The organism is Neisseriaceae bacterium, from assembly GCA_016864895.1.
Taxonomy (GTDB): domain Bacteria; phylum Pseudomonadota; class Gammaproteobacteria; order Burkholderiales; family Neisseriaceae; genus QFNR01.
The window spans coordinates 1,559,962-1,579,741 of record CP046107.1; the positions used below are offsets into that span (position 1 = coordinate 1,559,962).

Annotated in this window: 17 protein-coding genes; 12 read left to right on the forward strand and 5 right to left on the reverse strand. The window is 33.6% G+C overall.

Annotated elements, in window-relative coordinates; genetic code table 11:
• Positions 1-44: 44 nt before the first annotated feature.
• From GKC53_06660 to GKC53_06675, 4 genes are all read left to right on the forward strand, one after another.
• Positions 45-1,421, forward strand: coding sequence for a dihydrolipoyl dehydrogenase (locus tag GKC53_06660; protein QRN41763.1), 1,377 nt, complete (start codon positions 45-47; stop codon positions 1,419-1,421).
• Between the two features lie 130 nt (positions 1,422-1,551).
• Positions 1,552-2,178 carry an IS200/IS605 family element transposase accessory protein TnpB gene (locus GKC53_06665; protein QRN41764.1) on the forward strand — a complete coding sequence of 209 codons (627 nt, stop codon included), beginning with the start codon at positions 1,552-1,554 and terminating at the stop codon, positions 2,176-2,178.
• Between the two features lie 463 nt (positions 2,179-2,641).
• Positions 2,642-3,433 (forward strand): dihydropteroate synthase, encoded by a 792-nt coding sequence (folP, locus tag GKC53_06670; GenBank protein ID QRN41866.1) that lies wholly within the window; start codon positions 2,642-2,644, stop codon positions 3,431-3,433.
• Positions 3,430-4,164: a DUF45 domain-containing protein gene (locus tag GKC53_06675; GenBank protein ID QRN41765.1), complete on the forward strand. Its 735-nt coding sequence runs from the start codon at positions 3,430-3,432 to the stop codon at positions 4,162-4,164. Before folP ends, GKC53_06675 begins: the two co-directional genes overlap by 4 nt.
• A gap of 467 nt (positions 4,165-4,631) precedes the next feature.
• On the opposite strand, the gene GKC53_06680 is transcribed toward GKC53_06675, so the two are convergent.
• Both GKC53_06680 and GKC53_06685 read right to left on the reverse strand, forming a co-directional pair.
• Entirely contained in the window at positions 4,632-6,557 is a 1,926-nt protein-coding gene (locus GKC53_06680; protein QRN41766.1) for an ATP-binding cassette domain-containing protein, read from the reverse strand.
• A 10-nt stretch (positions 6,558-6,567) separates the two neighbouring features.
• Complete coding sequence (locus GKC53_06685; GenBank protein ID QRN41767.1) at positions 6,568-7,545, reverse strand: AAA family ATPase; 978 nt, start codon at positions 7,543-7,545, stop codon at positions 6,568-6,570.
• Positions 7,546-7,715: 170 nt separating this feature from the next.
• Between GKC53_06685 and pdxH the strand changes: the two genes are divergently transcribed.
• Positions 7,716-8,354 carry a pyridoxamine 5'-phosphate oxidase gene (pdxH, locus tag GKC53_06690; protein ID QRN41768.1) on the forward strand — a complete coding sequence of 213 codons (639 nt, stop codon included), beginning with the start codon at positions 7,716-7,718 and terminating at the stop codon, positions 8,352-8,354.
• Positions 8,355-8,363: 9 nt separating this feature from the next.
• Here pdxH and fdx read toward each other — a convergent pair whose 3' ends face one another.
• The 3 genes from fdx to ribA all read right to left on the reverse strand — a co-directional run bounded on the left by fdx (position 8,364) and on the right by ribA (position 11,075).
• Positions 8,364-8,705, reverse strand: coding sequence for an ISC system 2Fe-2S type ferredoxin (gene fdx / locus GKC53_06695; GenBank protein QRN41769.1), 342 nt, complete (start codon positions 8,703-8,705; stop codon positions 8,364-8,366).
• Between the two features lie 496 nt (positions 8,706-9,201).
• A complete protein-coding gene (locus tag GKC53_06700) occupies positions 9,202-10,431 on the reverse strand; it encodes an MFS transporter (protein ID QRN41770.1) in 1,230 nt (409 codons plus the stop codon).
• Between the two features lie 32 nt (positions 10,432-10,463).
• On the reverse strand, positions 10,464-11,075 hold the full coding sequence (ribA, locus tag GKC53_06705) for a GTP cyclohydrolase II (protein ID QRN41771.1): 612 nt from the start codon (positions 11,073-11,075) through the stop codon (positions 10,464-10,466).
• 571 nt (positions 11,076-11,646) lie between these two features.
• On the opposite strand from ribA, the gene murB reads away from it, so the two are divergent.
• The 7 genes from murB (at position 11,647) to GKC53_06740 (ending at position 19,571) form a co-directional block, all read left to right on the forward strand.
• A complete protein-coding gene (murB, locus tag GKC53_06710) occupies positions 11,647-12,669 on the forward strand; it encodes a UDP-N-acetylmuramate dehydrogenase (protein QRN41772.1) in 1,023 nt (340 codons plus the stop codon).
• 66 nt (positions 12,670-12,735) lie between these two features.
• On the forward strand, positions 12,736-13,386 hold the full coding sequence (locus GKC53_06715) for a TetR family transcriptional regulator (GenBank protein ID QRN41773.1): 651 nt from the start codon (positions 12,736-12,738) through the stop codon (positions 13,384-13,386).
• A 15-nt stretch (positions 13,387-13,401) separates the two neighbouring features.
• On the forward strand, positions 13,402-14,907 hold the full coding sequence (locus GKC53_06720) for a DUF853 family protein (GenBank protein QRN41774.1): 1,506 nt from the start codon (positions 13,402-13,404) through the stop codon (positions 14,905-14,907).
• A gap of 24 nt (positions 14,908-14,931) precedes the next feature.
• Positions 14,932-16,632 (forward strand): phosphate acetyltransferase, encoded by a 1,701-nt coding sequence (locus GKC53_06725; GenBank protein ID QRN41775.1) that lies wholly within the window; start codon positions 14,932-14,934, stop codon positions 16,630-16,632.
• Between the two features lie 139 nt (positions 16,633-16,771).
• Positions 16,772-17,218, forward strand: a complete 447-nt coding sequence (gene smpB, locus GKC53_06730; protein ID QRN41776.1) for an SsrA-binding protein SmpB — start codon at positions 16,772-16,774, stop codon at positions 17,216-17,218.
• Between the two features lie 20 nt (positions 17,219-17,238).
• A complete protein-coding gene (gene guaA, locus GKC53_06735) occupies positions 17,239-18,798 on the forward strand; it encodes a glutamine-hydrolyzing GMP synthase (protein ID QRN41777.1) in 1,560 nt (519 codons plus the stop codon).
• A 572-nt stretch (positions 18,799-19,370) separates the two neighbouring features.
• The gene (locus tag GKC53_06740; protein QRN41778.1) at positions 19,371-19,571 is read left to right on the forward strand and encodes a hypothetical protein; all 201 of its coding nucleotides are present in this window, start codon (positions 19,371-19,373) and stop codon (positions 19,569-19,571) included.
• Positions 19,572-19,780 lie beyond the last annotated feature (209 nt).

Sequence of the window (19,780 nt, forward strand, 5' to 3'; positions counted from 1 at the left end):
TTAGTGATTTCCATTAACTGCTATTAATTTTTAAGGTTAATAACATGAGAACAGTTCAAGTAGATGTTGTTATTATTGGTGCAGGCTCTGCAGGAATGTCTGCTTATCGTGCGGCGAGAAAACATACAGACAAAATTGTAATCATAGAAGCAGATCAATTTGGGACTACTTGTGCCCGTGTTGGATGTATGCCGTCAAAATTATTAATTTCAGCCGCTAACGCAAATCATCAAGCTCAAAATACTGATGCTTTTGGTATTCATGTTAATGGAAGTGTCGAAGTGAATGGCCAAGAAGTAATGCAAAGAGTTAAATCGGAAAGAGATCGGTTTGTTGGCTTTGTTATTGATACTATAAAAAGTTATAACCCGGAGCATGTGATTAAAGGATACGCAAAGTTCATTGATGAGAAAACAGTTCATATCAATCAAGAATATCGTATTGAAGGTAAGGCTTTCGTGATAGCAACAGGTTCCCGCCCAAGAGTGAATGAAGAATGGAAAATATTGGGCGACAAACTCCAAGTAAATGATGATATTTTTGATTGGGATGACCTGCCTAAGAGTATTGCGGTTATGGGTACAGGTGTGATTGGGCTTGAGATTGGACAGGCATTAAGTCGTTTGGGGGTGAGAACTCAAATATTTGGCCGTACAGAAAATATTGGTGGGATTTCTGATCCTGTCGTATTAGAGAAAGCACATCAAGTCTTTAAATCAGAACTTAATATACATTTTAATACTACACCTAAAATTTCTTTGGAGGGCAATAAAGTCCGATTGAACTATGCAGAAAAAGTCGATTATGTTGATTTGTTGCTAGCAGCAAGTGGTCGGATCCCGAATACAGATTATTTAGGCTTAGAAAGTATAGGGGTTCAATTGGATAAAAAAGGAGTACCTATTACTAATCCTCAAACAATGCAGACCAGTATTCCACATATTTTTATTGCGGGTGATGCATCTAATTATTTGCCATTATTACATGTAGCTTCAGATCAAGGTGATACGGCCGGTCATAATGCAGGAATTTATCCAAAAGTAGAAAAAGGTTTAGTGAGAAGTCGGTTATCGGTCGTATTTTCGGAACCTCAAATTGTAGTTATTGGCCAAAGTTATCGTGATTTAGATTTAGATAGTACCATTATCGGTATGGTGGAATTTGAAAATCAAGGTCGCTCTAGAGTGATGTTGGTCAATAGAGGAACACTTAGAGTGTATTTTGATAGACAAACTAAAGTCTTTTTGGGCGCTGAGATGTTTGGGCCAGCTGCGGAGCATATTGGCCATTTATTGGCTTGGTCACATCAAAGTGCTCTCAACATTGATCAAATGTTGGCTATGCCATTTTATCATCCGGTTATCGAAGAAGGTTTGAGAACTGCATTAAGAGATGCAAAAGCAAAATTTCCATTGGTTTAATGAGTTTATTTATTATTATTTTTTGATGTCTAACCCAATGGGATACTTGTTTTTATTAGAAAATTTAGGAGTATGGAAAAATTAGGGTTGATTAATTTAATGTCATTTTGTTGTTTTATACAATAGATATCTGATTTTATTTATCATTCCGCTCAATTGCTGTAATGGTTATCAAGTCAATAAACTAGAAAACCCTAGATTTTTAAAGAATACTGAAAAAAACTTGCGTAGAAAACAAAAACAACTATCTCGAAAAATGAAAGGAAGTAATAAAAGAAAAAAAGCTAGACGGATACTAGCTAATGTTCATGAAAAGATAACCAATACTAGAAATGATTTTCAACATAAACTGACTCGAGCAATTGTTGACGAAAACCAAGCAGTAATTGTAGAGACATTAAGTTCCGTTAATATGTTGAAAAATAGAAGGTTATCTAAAGTGATGGCTGATGTTGCTTGGCATAAATTTATCATTAAACTCGAATACAAATTAAAGGAGCAAGGAAAGTATTTGAGAAAAGTTGACAGATATTTTGCAAGTTCTAAGATTTTTCATCATTGTGGGGAAAAGATAAATAAACTAGAGCTATCCACGAGAAAGTGGCAATGTCCTAAGTGTAAAACAATGCATGATAGAGATATTAATGCAGACATCAATATCAGAAATGAAGGCATATCCATGTTACAGGCGGAAGGACTTTTCGTCTCTGCCCATCGAGGCTTATGTAAGACTTCCCAAGTGGAAGTAGTGGCCTAAGAAGTGGGAAGCCCCGCTGTTTACAGCAGGGAGCAGTCACGTGTATACAGATAGCAAGTAGTTCAAATAACTACAATGGTCTTTTTGTTTTTGATTATTTTTGTATTTGTTATAATTATTTTTGGCTGATGTCGCCTGGTGTGTGATGTGTGTAAAGAAGTTCCTCTGTAATACTATTAGGCATGGTGTTACAGCGAGATATATAGACGAAAACCTTATATGAATTGCATGAAGTTTACTCTATAGTGTTAGCTTAGAGGGAGTAGTTTACTGAAAGAATCTACATTGGGTGTTAATAAATTGAAAAATGGTATAACAACCAAGATTAACGCAGAATAAAGCATTATTCATTTTGACGTTTTTTAGGTAGATCCAGCCACATTTTGCCTGAAAAATAATAGGAGATAAATAGTTGAATATCCGTTGTGGTCGATTTAATCTAAGTCTGGATACCCCTAAAATAATGGGAATCGTGAATGTTACACCAGACTCTTTTTCTGATGGTGGCATTTATTCAAAAAATCTGAATACAATTTTAAAACATGCAGAGCAGTTGCTCAAGGATGGTGCTGATATATTGGATATTGGTGGAGAGTCTTCACGACCAAATGCTAATATTATTTCACCCGAAGAGGAATGGTTTCGAGTAAAAGATGTCTTGCAAGAAATTAAACATTGGCATGTTCCCATTTCTTTGGACACTCGTAAAACTAAAGTGATGCAACAAGCATTAGAGTTAGACGCGGTAGATATGATTAATGATATTGAAGCATTAAGTGATCATGGTGCAATGGGATTAATGAACCAATATGGATCAATAGCAGTGATATTAATGCATATGCAAGGCCAACCTTATAGCATGCAGGATAACCCAACTTATAATAATGTCACACAAGAAGTGATTTTCTTTTTAAAGCAACGTATTTTGGACTGTGTGGATAGTGGAATTGATATTAATCGTTTAATTGTTGATCCTGGTATTGGATTTGGTAAAACGCTAGAACATAACCTTACCTTGATACGAGAGACTAATTTATTGATTGATGAGTTAAAACGACCTTTGCTTATTGGCTTATCTAGAAAAAGTATGTTTGAAAAGATTACGGGAGAGAAAGATCCTATACAAAGGGTTGGTTCAGGGATTACTGCTGAAATTGAAGCAGTACGACGTGGTGCCCGTTTAATTAGGGTACATAATGTAAAACAAACCCGTCAAGCTTTATTAACTTATTTAGCTATTAACATTAAGAAATGATTTGTCAATTGAAGATTCAGGATAAGACTATTTCTTATTCTTTAAAGTATAATAAAAAGAAAAAAAGATGTTCAATTAGTTTATTAGTGAATATTTTTGGTCAGTTAAAAGTTACTGCTCACCCTAGTATGGAAAAATCTCAAATTAATGAGTTAATTATCAAACAGGCATCATGGATTGATAAGAACGTGTCTCAGAGAACACTTTTACTGAAGGATAAAAAGGTCATTACCTATGAACCAGGAGATAATTTTTATTATCTTGGAAAAAAATATTACTTAGAGATAATTGACAGACCTCAAAAGAATATTCAAGTAATTCTGACAGAGAGTTCTTTGCGTATTTGTGCACCAGAAAGATTAAGCAGAGAGAATAAAATTCGTCATATAGAAAAATGGTATCGACAACAAGCTTTATTTTATTTTTCTGAAAGATTAGATAGGTTATGTTTAATAACACCATGGGTAACAAAAAAGCCTCTATTAAAGGTAAGAAGAATGAAGCGTCAATGGGGAAATTTTTATTCTAATGGGATAGTGACTTTAAATATTCATTTGATAAAATTACCCACGTATCTAATCGATTACGTTATTTTGCATGAATTATGCCACTTTCAGGAGCATAATCATAGCCGTAGATTTTATCAACTATTACAAGATGTAGTACCAAACTGGAAGCAGTATCAAAAAGAAATTAAAGAGTATGTTTATCATTTTTATGAATTAAGTTAAAAATTTTATTCTTTGTTAACCTAGACATAACTAAAGTCAAGTTACAATGTGAACAATCTTTAAGAGTGTTGTTTTTCTTAAAAGATTACATCGGAGAAAAGCGATGTAGGTTGTTTGTGAAAATAAAGAAGTTTTTATACCCTTTTTTCTTTTTATTTTTCAAATAACTGCTTAAAGAGGAGAGGGCAGTGAGCATTAAAAACACTCCCCTGTTTTTTGTTTTTGACTCATTGCCCCTACTCGGTAGTTTGGCGTTATTTAATTTGAGATCGCGTTTAAACGCGGTTTTTTTTTGTGATTTTTTTTAGCTTATGAGTTCTTTCCTAGGGGTATTGCTTTTGCAGAATCACAAGCAGAGTTAATGGGCGATAGAATGGTCATTGAGAAATAATTAAGACTGAAAGATAACTTGAATGGTTTGAAGCCTATTAATAGAGCCTTTCAAGATGGTTAAGCTGTTTTTCTGACTAATGAGAGCACTTTTGTTGTTTTGTTTCTAGTGTTTCCCAACGATTTAGTTTATCCATTAATAACTCTTCAATTTCATTAATGCGTTTTTGCCATTCGATGGCTTTTTGATACTGGGTTTTAAAGATATCGGGTTGTAATAGACTTTCATTTAGCTGATTTTGTTCCTTTTCTAAAGCTTCTATTTCTTTAGGTAAAGATTCAAGTTCTCTTTTTTCATTAAAGCTTAGTTTTGTAGGTGTTTTTTTTGTTGCTATCGTTCTAATATCATTTTGCTTAGGATTGTTTTGAGTAACAATTTGGTTGTTTTCATGGTTTTGTTTTTTAGTGAGTTGATAATCTTCATAACAACCTCCAATATAGTTACTTAAAATACCATTCCCCTCAAAAATAATGGATTGAGTGATGACATTTTCTAATAATTCACGATCATGGCTAACCAAAAAGACAGTACCAGAAAAGTCTCTAATTAGTTGTTCTAACAATTCTTGTGTTTGAATATCTAGATCATTAGTGGGTTCATCTAATATAAGAATATTTGCTGGTTGAGTAAAGAGTTTTGCCAATAAAAGCCGATTTTTTTCGCCTCCAGATAACGAAGCTACTGGGCTATTGGCACGAGAAGGATGGAATAGAAAATCTTCAAGATAACTCATGACATGTTTATTTTTTCCATTGATGGTAACTGTATCATTACCCTGTCCCAGTGCCTCAAATACGGTATCACTGTTATTTAATTGATTGCGAAATTGATCAAAATAGGCTACTTTTTGTTTGCTACCACGCTTAATAAGACCAGAGGTTGGCTGTAATTCATCTAATATTAGTTTTAAAAAAGTTGTCTTTCCAACTCCATTAGATCCAATTAGGCCGATTTTGTCACCTCTTTGGATAATACCATTATAATTTTGAATAACAGGTGCTTTATTAGGGTAAGCAAAGGTTATGTTTTCTAATTCAACAATGATTTTTCCACTCTTGCATGCTTCTGAGATGGTTAAATTAACCTGACCTTGTATTTCTCTACGAGCTTGTTTTTGTTTTCTTAATTCTTCTAGGCGTCTGACACGTCCTTCATTTCTAGTTCTTCTAGCCTCTATACCTTTTCTAATCCAAGCTTCTTCTTGTGCATGGAATTTATCAAATAAATGATTATGTTCTATTTCTATAGCAATTTCTTGTCGCTTTTTTTCTTGATATTGTTTGAAGCTTCCAGAATAACTTGTTAAACGACCTCTATCTAGTTCAACAATACGGGTCACGACTCTATCCAAAAAACGACGATCGTGAGTAATGACAACTATACTCCCTTTAAATTCTAATAACAGGTTTTCCAACCAGATAATGGTATCAATATCTAAGTGATTAGTTGGTTCGTCCAACAATAAAATATCTGGATTTTGTACCCATGCTTGAGCTAATTGCACACATTTTTTTTCCCCTCCCGAAAGGTTTTTGATCAACTCATCTTTTGGTAGTTCTAATTGTGCTAGGGTTTGCTGAATTAGTGTATCGAGAACCCAACCATTATGATTTTCAAGTTCTAGTTGTAGTTGATTTAAATTTTCTAATAGAGACAAATCATCAGGTTTGTTGGCCACCATAATGCTTTGTGTATGATAAGTTTTTAATATGTCTTTTAGTGCACCTAATCCTTCTGAGACTGTTTCAAAAATAGTAGATTCAGGATTAAAATGAGCTTCCTGAGCGACATAAACAACTTTAAAATCTCGCTGTATATGTAATGTTCCACTGTCTAGTTCTTCTTTCCCTGCTAAAATTTTCAGAAAAGAAGATTTCCCCACACCATTTCTTCCTATTAAGCCTACTTTTTCATTCTGGGTTAGGCTAAAGTTAGCATGGTTTAATAAGTCAAAATGCCCGATAGCAAATTGCATATTTTCAGCATTAATAATATTACTCATAGGTCAAATTTTATTGATTTAATTTTTTAGAGGGATAATCACCATTATATGCATTAACAATCTTTTGCACGAGGGGGTGGCGAATAATATCTTTTGATTTGAACTCATGAAAACAAATATCTTCAATAGATGATAACTTGTCATAAGCATCTTTTAATCCACTATAGACTTGATTAGGTAAATCAATTTGACTTAAATCTCCTGTGATGACTACTTTTGAGCCAAAACCAATACGGGTGAGAAACATTTTCATTTGCTCTTTTGTAGTATTTTGAGCTTCATCTAGAATAATAAATGCATTATTAAGTGTTCTTCCTCTCATGTAGGCCAATGGAGCCAATTCAATTAAACCCTTTTCTAATAACTTGGTTACTTTTTCATAACCCATCAATTCATAGAGGGCATCATATAGTGGCCGTAAATAAGGATCGATTTTTTGTGTTAAATCTCCGGGAAGAAAGCCCAATTTCTCACCAGCTTCTACCGCAGGACGAACAAGGACTATTTTTTCAATTTGATGTTTTTCTATAGCATCTACAGCGGCAGCAACAGCTAAATAAGTTTTACCTGTTCCTGCAGGACCTAAGCCGAAGATAATATCGTATTTTAATAGAGATTTTATATACAAGTCCTGATTAGGTGTCTTGCCTTGAATACTTCCTTTATTGGTTTTTAAAGTTGTTTTTGCTATAGGCATGATACCATTCGGTAATTCTTCTTGTTCAGCCCGAAGACTAACCAATGTTAAATGAATATCTTCATTATTTAGATCTCTCGTCTCCGCTAATTTCATTAAACGATACAAAGCTAAAATCCCCAATTTAGATTGGTTACCAGAAATGGTAAAACAATTTAATTGTCTAGTAATTTTTATATTAAGTTTTTTGCTGATGTTTTCTAGGTTTTGATCTAAAATTCCACAAAGTCTTTGAAGTGTACTGTTATCAATATCTTTGAAATCAATTCGTTCTATCATTTTATTATTCATAGGTATATATAACTTAGAATCTTTCGGTAAAAATTTCGGCACATGATATTTAACCAGCTGATCTTATCATTTATATAATTTTTTTGTACATTTTATTTTTTTATCACGAATGTGATATCATTGCGGAATAATCGTAACAGGTTACCGCGTACTACGACGGAGATTATTGAATGAAAGTCAGTTTATATAATGTTAGACAAGAATATGCTAAGGAAAAATTGAGTGTTGCTGAATGTGCTAATGATCCTTTCTCACAATTCAAACATTGGTTAAATCAAGCGATCCAATCTAAAGTCAGAGAGGCAACAGCAATGAATTTAGCAACTGTTGATGAGGACGATAAACCATCTGCACGTATAGTGCTTTTAAAAGAATTAAATAACCAAGGATTTGTATTTTTTAGTAACTATAACAGCCGTAAGGGGCAATGTATGAAACATAATCATAATGTTGCCTTGACATTTTTTTGGCCAGAGTTAGAAAGACAAGTGAGGGTAGAAGGGCATATTGAGTTGTTGGATCCTAAAGCTTCAGATGAATATTTTGCAAGCCGTCCCTATAAAAGCCAAATAGGAGCGTGGGCCAGTAGGCAAAGCAAGGTATTGAGTAGTAAGGCTTCTTTATTAACTTCTTTTGCTTTAGTTCGAGCTAAAAATCCTAATAGAGTAAAAAGACCATCTTTTTGGGGAGGATTTCTTGTGATACCTAATAGGGTAGAGTTTTGGCAAGGTAGGCCAAGTCGCTTACACGATAGAGTAGAGTACCTTTTGTATGATGGAAAATGGAAAAAGCACAGACTTTATCCATAAAGTTATTTTTCAGTGATTCTCTTTGGCATGATTAATAGAATACTTAGGAATTTCTACTACTAAATCTTCTTCTGCCAATATCGTTTGACAACTGAGTCTTGAGTCTGTGTCAAGACCCCATGCTTGATCAAGTAAATCCTCTTCAATCTCACTAGGTTCATTTACAGAGTCATAACCTTCGCGTAAATACACATGACAGGTGGCGCAGGCACATGATTTTTCACAGGCATGTTCAATTTCTATATGGTTGTCTAACAAAATATCACAGACAGTTTTCCCACTTGGTGCATCTTGAATAACAATTCCTTTAGGGCAAACCGTTTCATGTGGAAGTATAGTTATTTTTGGCATGAGTTCTCTTTTTTGACAGAAAGACTATGAATAATGTAGTTTACCAAAAGATAAACAATTAATGAAATATAAAATTTCGGATTAGTAAGCAAGAAAGATTTCAATATACTGGATGTTTTCCATGTACTAGGGTCATAATAGGCAATATAATTGATTACAATACCATATGCGAAGAAACCGAATAGTAAAATTGAATCAATGAGCCAACTAATTGATAAAAAATCAGTTAATTTTTCTTTTTGGCGTAATATATCAGTTAGGTAGCAAGTATAAAGGGTATAATAAAAAAAGGAAACAAGTAGTATGGCAATATATATTTTATCTAGAGATAGATAAAAAAAGCTATCACTGGGGATAGTCCCTTGTGATAGAAAATTAGAATCTATGGAAAAATAGGTATATAGGAATAAACAACCCATTAAATTAAAGCTATAAGCAAAAAAGATAATTAAGTTTTTGAGATTAAAAATATTTTTCATACAATTTAAGGAAAAGTTTATTGGCAATCATCATATATCTTTTTAGAACTAGACTCTGAAATAAGACTATTGGTCGAGGTTGGCCCCACATGGGTGTATTGTGTCCGTTTTTCCCTAGGAATTTTTGGTTGATAGAAGGAAAATACAGCAAGAAATGCACTAAGAATGATAAAGGGAATTTCAAACCCGATACTTCCAAAAGACTGCATTGAAGAGCCGAGTATTAAAGGTGAGACTAAAGCACCTAATCCATAACCAAATAACGTACTACGACTTACTTCTAAACGGTTGGGTGAGTCTTCTGGTAATACATCATTTGCTCTGGCAAGACTTAGAGGATAAATTGTAAAGGCACCAAAACCGAAAAATACAGCACTTAGATATTGGGCAGTAGTATTATCAATGAATAAAACTGAATAAATGGCGGCCAAACAAGTAATGCTTGAAGCCACAATAATAGCTAATCTTCGTCCATAAGTATCAGAAAATTTACCCATTGGGATTTGAACTAAGAATCCACCTAGTATTGAACAGGTAATAAAAATAGATGTTTTATGTACATCAAATCCTAAGCTTGATGCGTAAGAGGGAGACATACTGATAAAACCATTGGCAAGAAATCCACCAATTAAACTACCGGTCAGTGCCAATGGGGCGATACCATACACAGAAGGAATACTAATTTTCTTAGGGCTAGGGACTTTGGGTGCTGGCATTTTAGTTAGGCTTAAAGGAAGTATCGCTAATATTAAAAAGATACCTCCAAAAGTATAAATTTGGTTAAAGATGTCACTAAAGTTTAAGACTAAGGCACCAATACAAAAAGCAATATAAAAGACTGTTTCATATAAACCAAGTACTCTTGAACGAATAGAGGAGTCACTCTTTTCATTTAGCCAGCTTTCAATAATCATTAAAATACTGTAATAACCAAAGCCTAAAGTAAATCTTAATAAGGCCCAAATATAGAGTTCTGTGGTAAGTGTATGTGACAGGATACTTAAAGCCATGACAGCAGCAAAAAAGCTAAAACTTCTGGTGTGACCAACCCTTGAAATAATACGATGACCTACTACTGAACTTATAATTGCACCAAAAAAATAGCCAGCATTGACCAAACCAATAATCGTTCTGGGAACATTACTATGCTCCATAAATAAATTACTAGCATTTAAAAACAAAGAATCACCCGTAAATAGAAATAAGGCGCCTAAGAGTAGAGAGAAAATTGCATAAAACAGTTTCATATTATATTGCCTTCAATTGATAGTCCTATATTTTAGTCGTCAAACAAATGGTGAAGTTTATCCTTTTTAGTTTGAATGTATTTTTCATTATTAGGATTTGTCTTGATCATGATAGGGATTCTTTCAACTACGTTGATCCCACTATCTTTTAAGACTTGAATCTTATCAGGATTGTTTGTCATCAACTTAACTTGATCAATACCGAGATCATCTAAAATATCTCTGGCTACTTGAAAATTTCTAGCATCAACAGGAAGATGTAGTGCTAAATTAGCTTCCACGGTATCCAGTCCTTGATCCTGTAAATGATAAGCCTTTATTTTATTAATTAAGCCAATGCCACGACCTTCTTGACGTAGATAAATAATAATACCTCGACCTTCAGCCTGAATAGTTTTGAATGCGAACTGTAACTGATGGCCGCAATCACATTTTTGTGAAAATAATGCATCACCTGTTAAGCATTCCGAATGAATCCTTAATAATATAGGAGAAGGATGATTAATGTCTCCCGTGTATAAGGCAACATGATCTTTCCCATTGGCTATTTCTGTATAACCAACCATGGAAAATTTCCCCCATATTGTGGGCAATGAGCAAGATGCCTCTCGTTTTAACAATGATCCTATATTATTTTCCTTCATAGTAATTTATATACCCTTTATAAAGTGTGGGTTGTGACACGAGCATATTAACACAGGCACTTTATGACATAAATAGAGATTGAAAAATATAATTTAATATTTTCGAACCAATTCAATGATTGATTAACTACTTTTACCAAATATAGTTATATAATTATTTGGCTATATTTAAGTAGTTTAAAAGATTCTGGTTTTTTTAGGCCGGTGACCATACAAACATACTAAAATTTTAGTCATTTATTTGGTATCCTAGCTATTTTTATAGGTAGAGTAATTTTTTTGCACCAAATTGTTTGGGGCAAAGAGTCGCTACCATCTCTGCTATTGGTGGTTTTAGGATTCTCAAAGAAATATTTCATTTTCTAGGTTTGTTGTTTATATTTTTTTTTATGGAGCAACTAAGTTATCTTAGTTTATCTAATTGATTGTTTTTTTGATTACCATGTTATCTCCGATAATAATTCAAATTAAATATAATGATCTAAATCATTTAACTAATTAATAAGTTAAATATTATGTTACAATCGCCAAGTTAAGGTTTATAAGGTTAAGTTTGTAAAATTTTAGGATTATGGTTATTTCTTATGAGTACAATAAACCCTTGCGTTCCTTACATACGATGCATTTTCCAGTGAAAGCAGATTATTATCTTGCAGTTAACGATAAAGCAGAATTAATAGATCACCTTCCAGAGATTAATCAATTTAAAAAAATTTACTACTTGGGAGAAGGTAGTAACACAGTTTTTTTAAAGGACTTTTCTGGTTTAATTTTACATCTCAAAACAAAAGGCATTCAGTTGATTTTTGAAAATGATGAAGAAGTCATTCTTGAAGTGGATGCTGGGGAAAATTGGCATGATTTTGTTATAACATGCATTAAAAACCATTGGTTTGGACTGGAAAATTTAACTTTAATCCCAGGTTCAGTTGGTGCTGCTCCAGTACAGAATATCGGAGCTTATGGTGTAGAAGTAAAAGATTTTATCGAAGTTGTTCGTTGTGTTGATATCTATACGGGAGAACTACTTGAGTTGACAAATAAGGAATGCTTATTTAGTTATCGAAATAGTATTTTTAAACAGCAGAAGAATAAAAATTTAATAATTCTTTCTGTAATATTTAAATTAAGTAAACAATTCGTACCTAATCTATCATATCAAGAATTGGCCAATTTTATTGGTAATTGTGAAAATATTGACTTATTCACAGCCAAATTAGTTTCTGATTGTGTAGGCCATTTGCGTAGAAAAAAATTACCAGATCCTAGTGTTTTAGGCAATAGTGGTAGTTTTTTCCATAACCCAATTCTTAACCAAAATGCTTGGGAAATTTTAAAAAATAGATTTGATGATATGCCTTTTTATGATTTAGGGAATGGCTACTATAAAATAGCAGCGGGGTGGATGATTGATCAGTTAGGATTAAAAGGATTTCGTATTGGGAGGATGGGTATACATGATCAGCAAGCCTTAGTGCTGGTCAATTATGGCAATGGAATGCCGTGTGAGTTGTTAGAGTTGATTACTATTATTCAGGATGCAGTGGATAATCAATTTCATGTCAATTTGACAATTGAGCCTAATTTGGTATAAAACTGAATTTAAGAAAGTGATCTAATTATTATTATTTTAAGTTTGATATTTAGGAGCTACCTTGTTATGGCTAAGTCATCAAAAGAAAATACGTATGAAAAGATTATATCAGCAAGCATAAAACTATTTAATGAGCAAGGGGAGCGTTATATAACCACTAATCATATTGTTGCTTATTTGGGTATTAGTCCTGGTAATCTTTATTATTATTTTCAGAATAAAGAAGAGATTATTAAGGAAATTTTTAAACGCTATGAAGAAGAGTTGCTTGAGTTTGTTCAAGGAGCAGTGCCAGAAATTGAGGGTTATGCTGCATTTAGATACATATTTAAAATATTGGATATTATTTGGAATTATCGTTTTATTTTTACTGATTTAAGTGTTCTATTAGAGAAAAATGAGCCTTTAAATGAGATGCAACGTGATTATATTAATAACAAAATTGCCCCTTTAATTAATCACTATTTTGATCTGTTCATTGGGAATGGTTTGATTCTGATGAATCCAATTGATTTAAAAATATTCAAGAATAATTTTTGGCTTTTAATACGTTATTGGTTTGACTATGATAAAAGAGTAAGGGGTGAACTCAACCAAGATTCAAAATTACGTGGTAGTATACATGTGCTAGGTCTATTAAAGCCTTATTTAAGTGAAGAAGACAAGTTAATTTTTGATGAGATTTATTTGAAATTGAGCCAAGGAATAGATTTATAAAAGTGAGATGAGCCAGTGACATATATTGCTATTGCTAGAAATTCTAAGAATGAACCGATAAAAATGGTAGGGAAGATGGCTAATCGCCATGGTTTAATTGCAGGAGCAACTGGTACAGGTAAATCGGTTACTTTAAGAAAAATGGCAGAAAGTTTTAGTAATCAAGGTGTGCCTGTTTTTTTGGTAGATGTCAAAGGTGATTTTTCTGGTATGGCAAAAAAAGGCCAAGCACAAGGAAAAGTTGCACAGGAAATGTTTTCTCTGAGAGATGATTATTATCAAGCGTTTCCTGTTACGTTCTGGGATGTTTATGCTCAAGTAGGTATTCCTTTTAGAGTAAAAATCTCGGATATGGGTGCGATGTTATTATCGCGCTTACTTGGTTTAAATGAAACCCAACAAGGAGTATTGAACCTAGTCTTTAAAGTTGCGGATGATAATGGCTGGCTTTTAATTGATATTAAAGATTTACGAGCATTATTAAGATATGTAGCGGATCATGCTAATGAATATAAGACCCTCTATGGTAATATTTCCACTGCAAGTGTTGGTGCGATACAGAGACAATTATTGGTACTAGAACAAGAGGGAGGGGATCTCTTATTTGGAGAACCTGCAATTGAGTTGATTGATCTTTTGCAGACCAAGGATACACAAGGGGTTGTTAATATTTTGGCAGGTGCTCGACTAATGCGTTCTCCCAAAATATTTAGTGCTTTATTACTATGGCTTTTGGTCGAGTTATCTACGGAGTTTACTGAATGTGGAGATTTAGATAGTCCAAAATTTGTCTTATTCTTTGATGAAGCTCATTTATTATTTGATAATGCTTCTCCTGCTTTATTAAATCAAGTGGAGCAAGTGGTACGCTTAATTCGTTCTAAGGGAGTGGGGGTGTATTTTTGCAGTCAAAGTCCGTTAGATTTACCTCAAGCCATTCTAGGGCAGTTAGGTAATAGGGTGCAACATGCTTTAAGGGCTTTTACTTCTAAGGATCAAAAAGCAGTTCAATCAGTTGCGGAAACGTTTAGACCCAACCCAGAAATTGATGTGTTAGAGACTATTTCGATTTTAGGGGTAGGAGAGGCACTGATTTCATTTTTGGATGAAAAAGGTATACCTAATCCAGTAGAATATGCTTATGTTTTACCACCTGCTAGCCAACTAACACCGCTTGCTACGGAAGAACAGAAGATAATTATTGAAAATAATAATTATTATGCTAAATATAGAGAGACGATTGATAATGATTCTACATTCGAAGCGTTATTGCAAGAGAATGAGAAATTACAAGTTAACCAGAAAGAAAACACAGTTTGTGGTACAAGTACTAAGAATCAGGCGCAGGCGCAGGATATTCCTAGTCCCGTGACAGGTTTTTTTCGGGGTCTATTGGGAATTAGAAAACATTCAAATGTGGGATTAGGGTATGATGTTTCTAATCAGTTAGGCAAAAAAGTCAAACAAGGACTGTTTAAAAGTATTAATGGGGTGATTATGGGTGTAATGAAGAGAAAGTGATCTAGGTAATGAAGTGATCTGGAGATGTATGGGAGAATGATAATGACTAATTTTCTAATTGTGCCAATCAATGTAATAGATAATATATTTAAAACAGGTGTTTTGCTTTATTTAGCAGCACAGAAAAGAAAAAAGAATGTAACCTATCAACGAATTATTCAATCAAAAAGTTTGAGTGAGGACGAATCGTTATTTGAAGCTAAATTAAATATTGACAATCAACAGGCCATTTCTTTATCTTCTATCAAGATGGCTCTAGCTTCAGGAAAAATTGATGATTTAAGTGAGCAAATAGCAGCCTATTTTTACTCTGAAGAGATTAGAAATTATGAAATGGTTTTTGCTGAAGGCGTAGCACCAGATATTGATCATGTTTATTTATTTGAGCGTAATCGATATATTGCTTCAATTTTAAAAGCACAGGTTATCTTTTTAGTGGATGCTAAGAATAGAGATGCTTCAGAAGTATTTGAATTAATTAAAAATATTCATGATTATTCTTTTGATCCGAACACTCAAAAGTTAGGTTTTGTTTTACTCAATGTAGGTGAAAATATACAAAAGTATAAGGATCAAGTCAGTACATTAATACTTGAAAATAAGATGAATCTAAGCTGTTTATTGGCGATTGCAGATGACTTATCTAGCAAAAACCTAAAAGATCTAGAAATGTTATCAGATCAAATAGATTTTAGTGTACTTGAGGCTACACTGAATCTGCCTACAGATCAAAGAATGGCACCTTCTGTATATCGTGAAATTGTGATTGATAAAGCAAGAAGAGCCAACAAAAGAATTGTTTTGCCAGAAGGTGATGAAATAAGAACCATTCAAGCTGCGATTATTTGTCATCAAAAGAAGATTGCCCAGTGTATATTGTTGGCTAAAATCGACAGGGTTCAAAAAATAGTAGATGATTTAGGATTAAGATTACCTGATGATATAGAAATTGTAGATCCAGAGACGATTGTTGAACAGTATGTACAACCTTTGGTGGAAATTCGTAAGCATAAAGGGTTAACAGAGGATCAGGCAAGAAAGTTGTTAGAAGATAATGTTTTTGTGGGTACGATGATGTTACAAATGGGGGCGGTAGATGGCTTGGTTTCTGGAGCAGTACATACTACAGCAAATACAATTCGCCCTGCTTTACAAATTGTTAAGATGGATCAAGAATCTACAATGGTATCTAGTGTATTTTTCATGTTGATGCCTAATGAGGTATATGTTTTTGCTGATTGTGCCGTGAATACGGAATTAAATGCAGAACAAATGGCTGAAGTAGCGATTCAATCGGCAGATTCGGCCAAAGCATTTGGTATTAATGAACCCAAAGTAGCTATGATTTCTTATTCAACCAAAGATTCTGGTTCAGGATTATCAGTTGATAAAGTCAAGCAGGCAACAGCTATTGTCAAAACAAGACGTCCTGATATACTAGTGGACGGTCCTTTACAGTATGATGCAGCTTGTACACCTAGCGTTGGTCAGAAAAAAGCTCCTGGTAGTAGGGTGGCAGGTTATGCTAATGTTTTTATTTTTCCTGACTTAAATACGGGAAATACTACTTATAAAGCAGTACAAAGGACAGGAAATATTTTGAGTGTTGGGCCTATGTTACAGGGTTTGAATAAGGCAGTTAATGATTTGTCTCGTGGTGCTTCAGTAGAGGATATTGTTTTTACTATTGCTATTACAGCTATTCAGGCACAGCAAAAAGCTTAACTATAAAGCTCTCATAATAGTATATTTCGTGAATACGTTAAATCACCCCATGTGGTTTAACGTAGTGTTGGTATTGAATATAGGTTTTTGGTAGGAATATCATCATTTTAGTAACAATTTGTTTAAAAAGTTTATAATAGTGAGTATTGTTAATAATAAAAAAGCTTTTCATGATTATTTCATTGAGGATACACTCGAAGCAGGATTGGTTTTAGAAGGTTGGGAAGTTAAAGCCATTCGTGCGGGGCGAGTACAATTAAAAGAAAGCTATATCCATTGGAAAAGAGGCGCTTTTTATTTAGTAGGTTGTCATATTACAGCATTACCGGATGCATCAACGCATGTTAAAGCTGATCCTGTTAGAGAGCGTAAATTACTGTTACATCAAAATGAAATTAATAAATTAATTGGAAAGGTAGAGCAAAGTGGTTACACACTTGTTCCCATTAATTTACATTATAAACGAGGAAAGATGAAAGTAGATATTGGTGTAGCAAAGGGTAAAAAGCAACATGATAAACGACAGTCTTTAAAAGATAAAGATTGGCAACGACAACAACAACGTATTTTAAAAACAAAGCGTTAAGGTAGTAAGGATTCTGGTTTATGGATAGAATATTGATATTGGATTTTGGTTCTCAGGTAAGTCAATTAATTGTCAGACGAATTAGGGAATTGCATATTTATTGTGAAATGCATCCTTTTGATTGGCCTGTTGAGAAAATTAAAGATTTTAGTCCTAAAGGGATTGTTTTATCAGGTGGTCCTGAATCTGTTTATCAAAGTACTTATCAAGCGAATCCGGAAATTTTGAATTTGGGTATTCCTATTTTGGGTATTTGTTATGGTATGCAATGGATGAGCCAAACGCTAGGGGGGAAGGTAATAGCTGGAGATCAAAGAGAATTTGGTTATGCCAAAGTAACTACGATTAATTCTCTTCTGACTAATGCATTATCAGATTATCAAGATGAACAAGCTCTAGATGTTTGGATGAGTCATGGTGATAAAGTAGTAATATTGCCACAAGGATTTACTACCATTGGTCACACCGACAATTGTTCTTTTGCCATTATTGGAGATGAAACTAGAAATCTTTATGGGGTACAGTTTCATCCAGAGGTCACTCATACGAAATCAGGTACTAAGCTTTTAAAAAAATTTGCTTATGATATTTGTGGTGCAAGGCCAGAATGGACCATACCAAATTATATTGATCAAACAATTGCAAGAATCAAGCAACAAGTAGGGAAGGATGAAGTCATTTTAGCTTTATCTGGGGGGGTTGACTCGTCTGTAGTGGCTGCACTCATTCAACGTGCTATTGGAGATCAATTAACTTGTGTATTTGTAGATAATGGATTATTACGGCTTAATGAATCTGAAAAAGTGATGAATATGCTATCTAATAGTTTAGGTGTACGTATTATTCACGAAAATGCAGCATCTACTTTTATGCAGAAATTACAAGGAGTAACGAATCCAGAACAAAAGCGTAAGATTATTGGGGCTGAATTTATTGAAGTCTTCCAAGCACAAGCGGCAAAAAGAACTAATGTAAAATGGTTAGCTCAGGGAACAATTTATCCTGATGTCATTGAGTCTGCCGGAAGCTCAACTAAAGCACATGCGATTAAGAGTCATCATAATGTTGGTGGGCTACCTGAAACATTGAATTTAAAATTATTAGAACCATTACGTGATTTATTCAAGGATGAAGTACGACAGCTGGGGATAGCACTTGGGTTACCTAGAGAAATGGTTTATCGTCATCCATTTCCAGGGCCTGGTTTAGGGGTCCGAATTTTGGGTGAAATCAAACAGGAGTATGCTGATTTATTGCGTTTGGCAGATAACATTTTTATTGAGGAACTACGTAATACCAAAGATGAAAATGGTGTATCTTGGTATGATAAAACGTCTCAAGCATTTGTGGTTTTTATTCCTGTTAAGTCAGTCGGTGTGATGGGTGATGCTAGAACGTATGAGTATGTGGTTGCTTTAAGAGCTGTAGTTACCAGTGATTTCATGACCGCACATTGGGCACAGATTCCTTACTCATTGTTAGCTAAAGTATCTAATCGAATTATTAATGAAATTCCAGGTATTAATCGTGTGGTGTATGATGTATCAGGTAAACCCCCTGCGACAATTGAGTGGGAGTAATTTGGGATCTGGTACTTATATAGGGGTGCTGATTATTGATGATTAGGTATTTTGGCTAAAGGAGGGAGTTGTCTATTTTTTTTGTTGTGGGATATGTGTGTTGTGAGTTTACTTAATCTACAATTAGATTTTTTTTTACTAAATGATATGTGCGGCATAGGTGCAGTGTAGTTGAGTAATGTTTTGAACATTAGTTATGCTGATTTATAGTGTCATTTGACTAGTAAATTTGTTATGACTTTGGTTACTATAAGTTATTTTATGTTTAGTATATTTTTTCCAAAACATGCATATTAATCCAATAGTAGGCCTTGCTCACATTAATTTTATTAATTTGTAGTATCCCTAATTGAAAATAACAATAGATTGATTCAGTGCATAGTTCTGACGTCATATTTTATTTTAGATTTGCATATGATTTCTTTTACTCTGAAAAATCTATGAAACATAATACGAGTTAAAATGACTATCAGATTGGCTTCTTGAATATAAACTTGGCTGTTGTTGCTTAAAAAATAAGAACCATATAGTTTTTGTCTCAACTGTTATCTATTTCTATTATTGGGATAGAGATGAGTATTAGCTCTTGGTTGACTTCAGTAGTATTGATTATTTTATTGGCTTACTATTTTTCTTTAGATAAATGTTTGGTTTGGTGTATATTGTCTGTTAGACTTACTTGGTTGTTGTTGATACAGTCTGTTGATAGGGGATTATTCATTTTACCTGATCATATTGATTATTGTTTGTATAGGATAGTTCTGTACACCTAATAGAAAGCAAGAAACTAACCTTTTTCCCTTTAGTGTATTTAGTGATTCCGCTGTTATGGGTATTAGATACTTTATCAAGAGCATATACCAAAGTCGCACAATTGATGAGTTATGGATAGTTGATTCCACACTTTTAGCAGTGATAGTTCGAATAAGTAGCTATTTTCTTTAAGTAACAAATAGCTTAAAATTAGGTGCAAAAAAGTTTC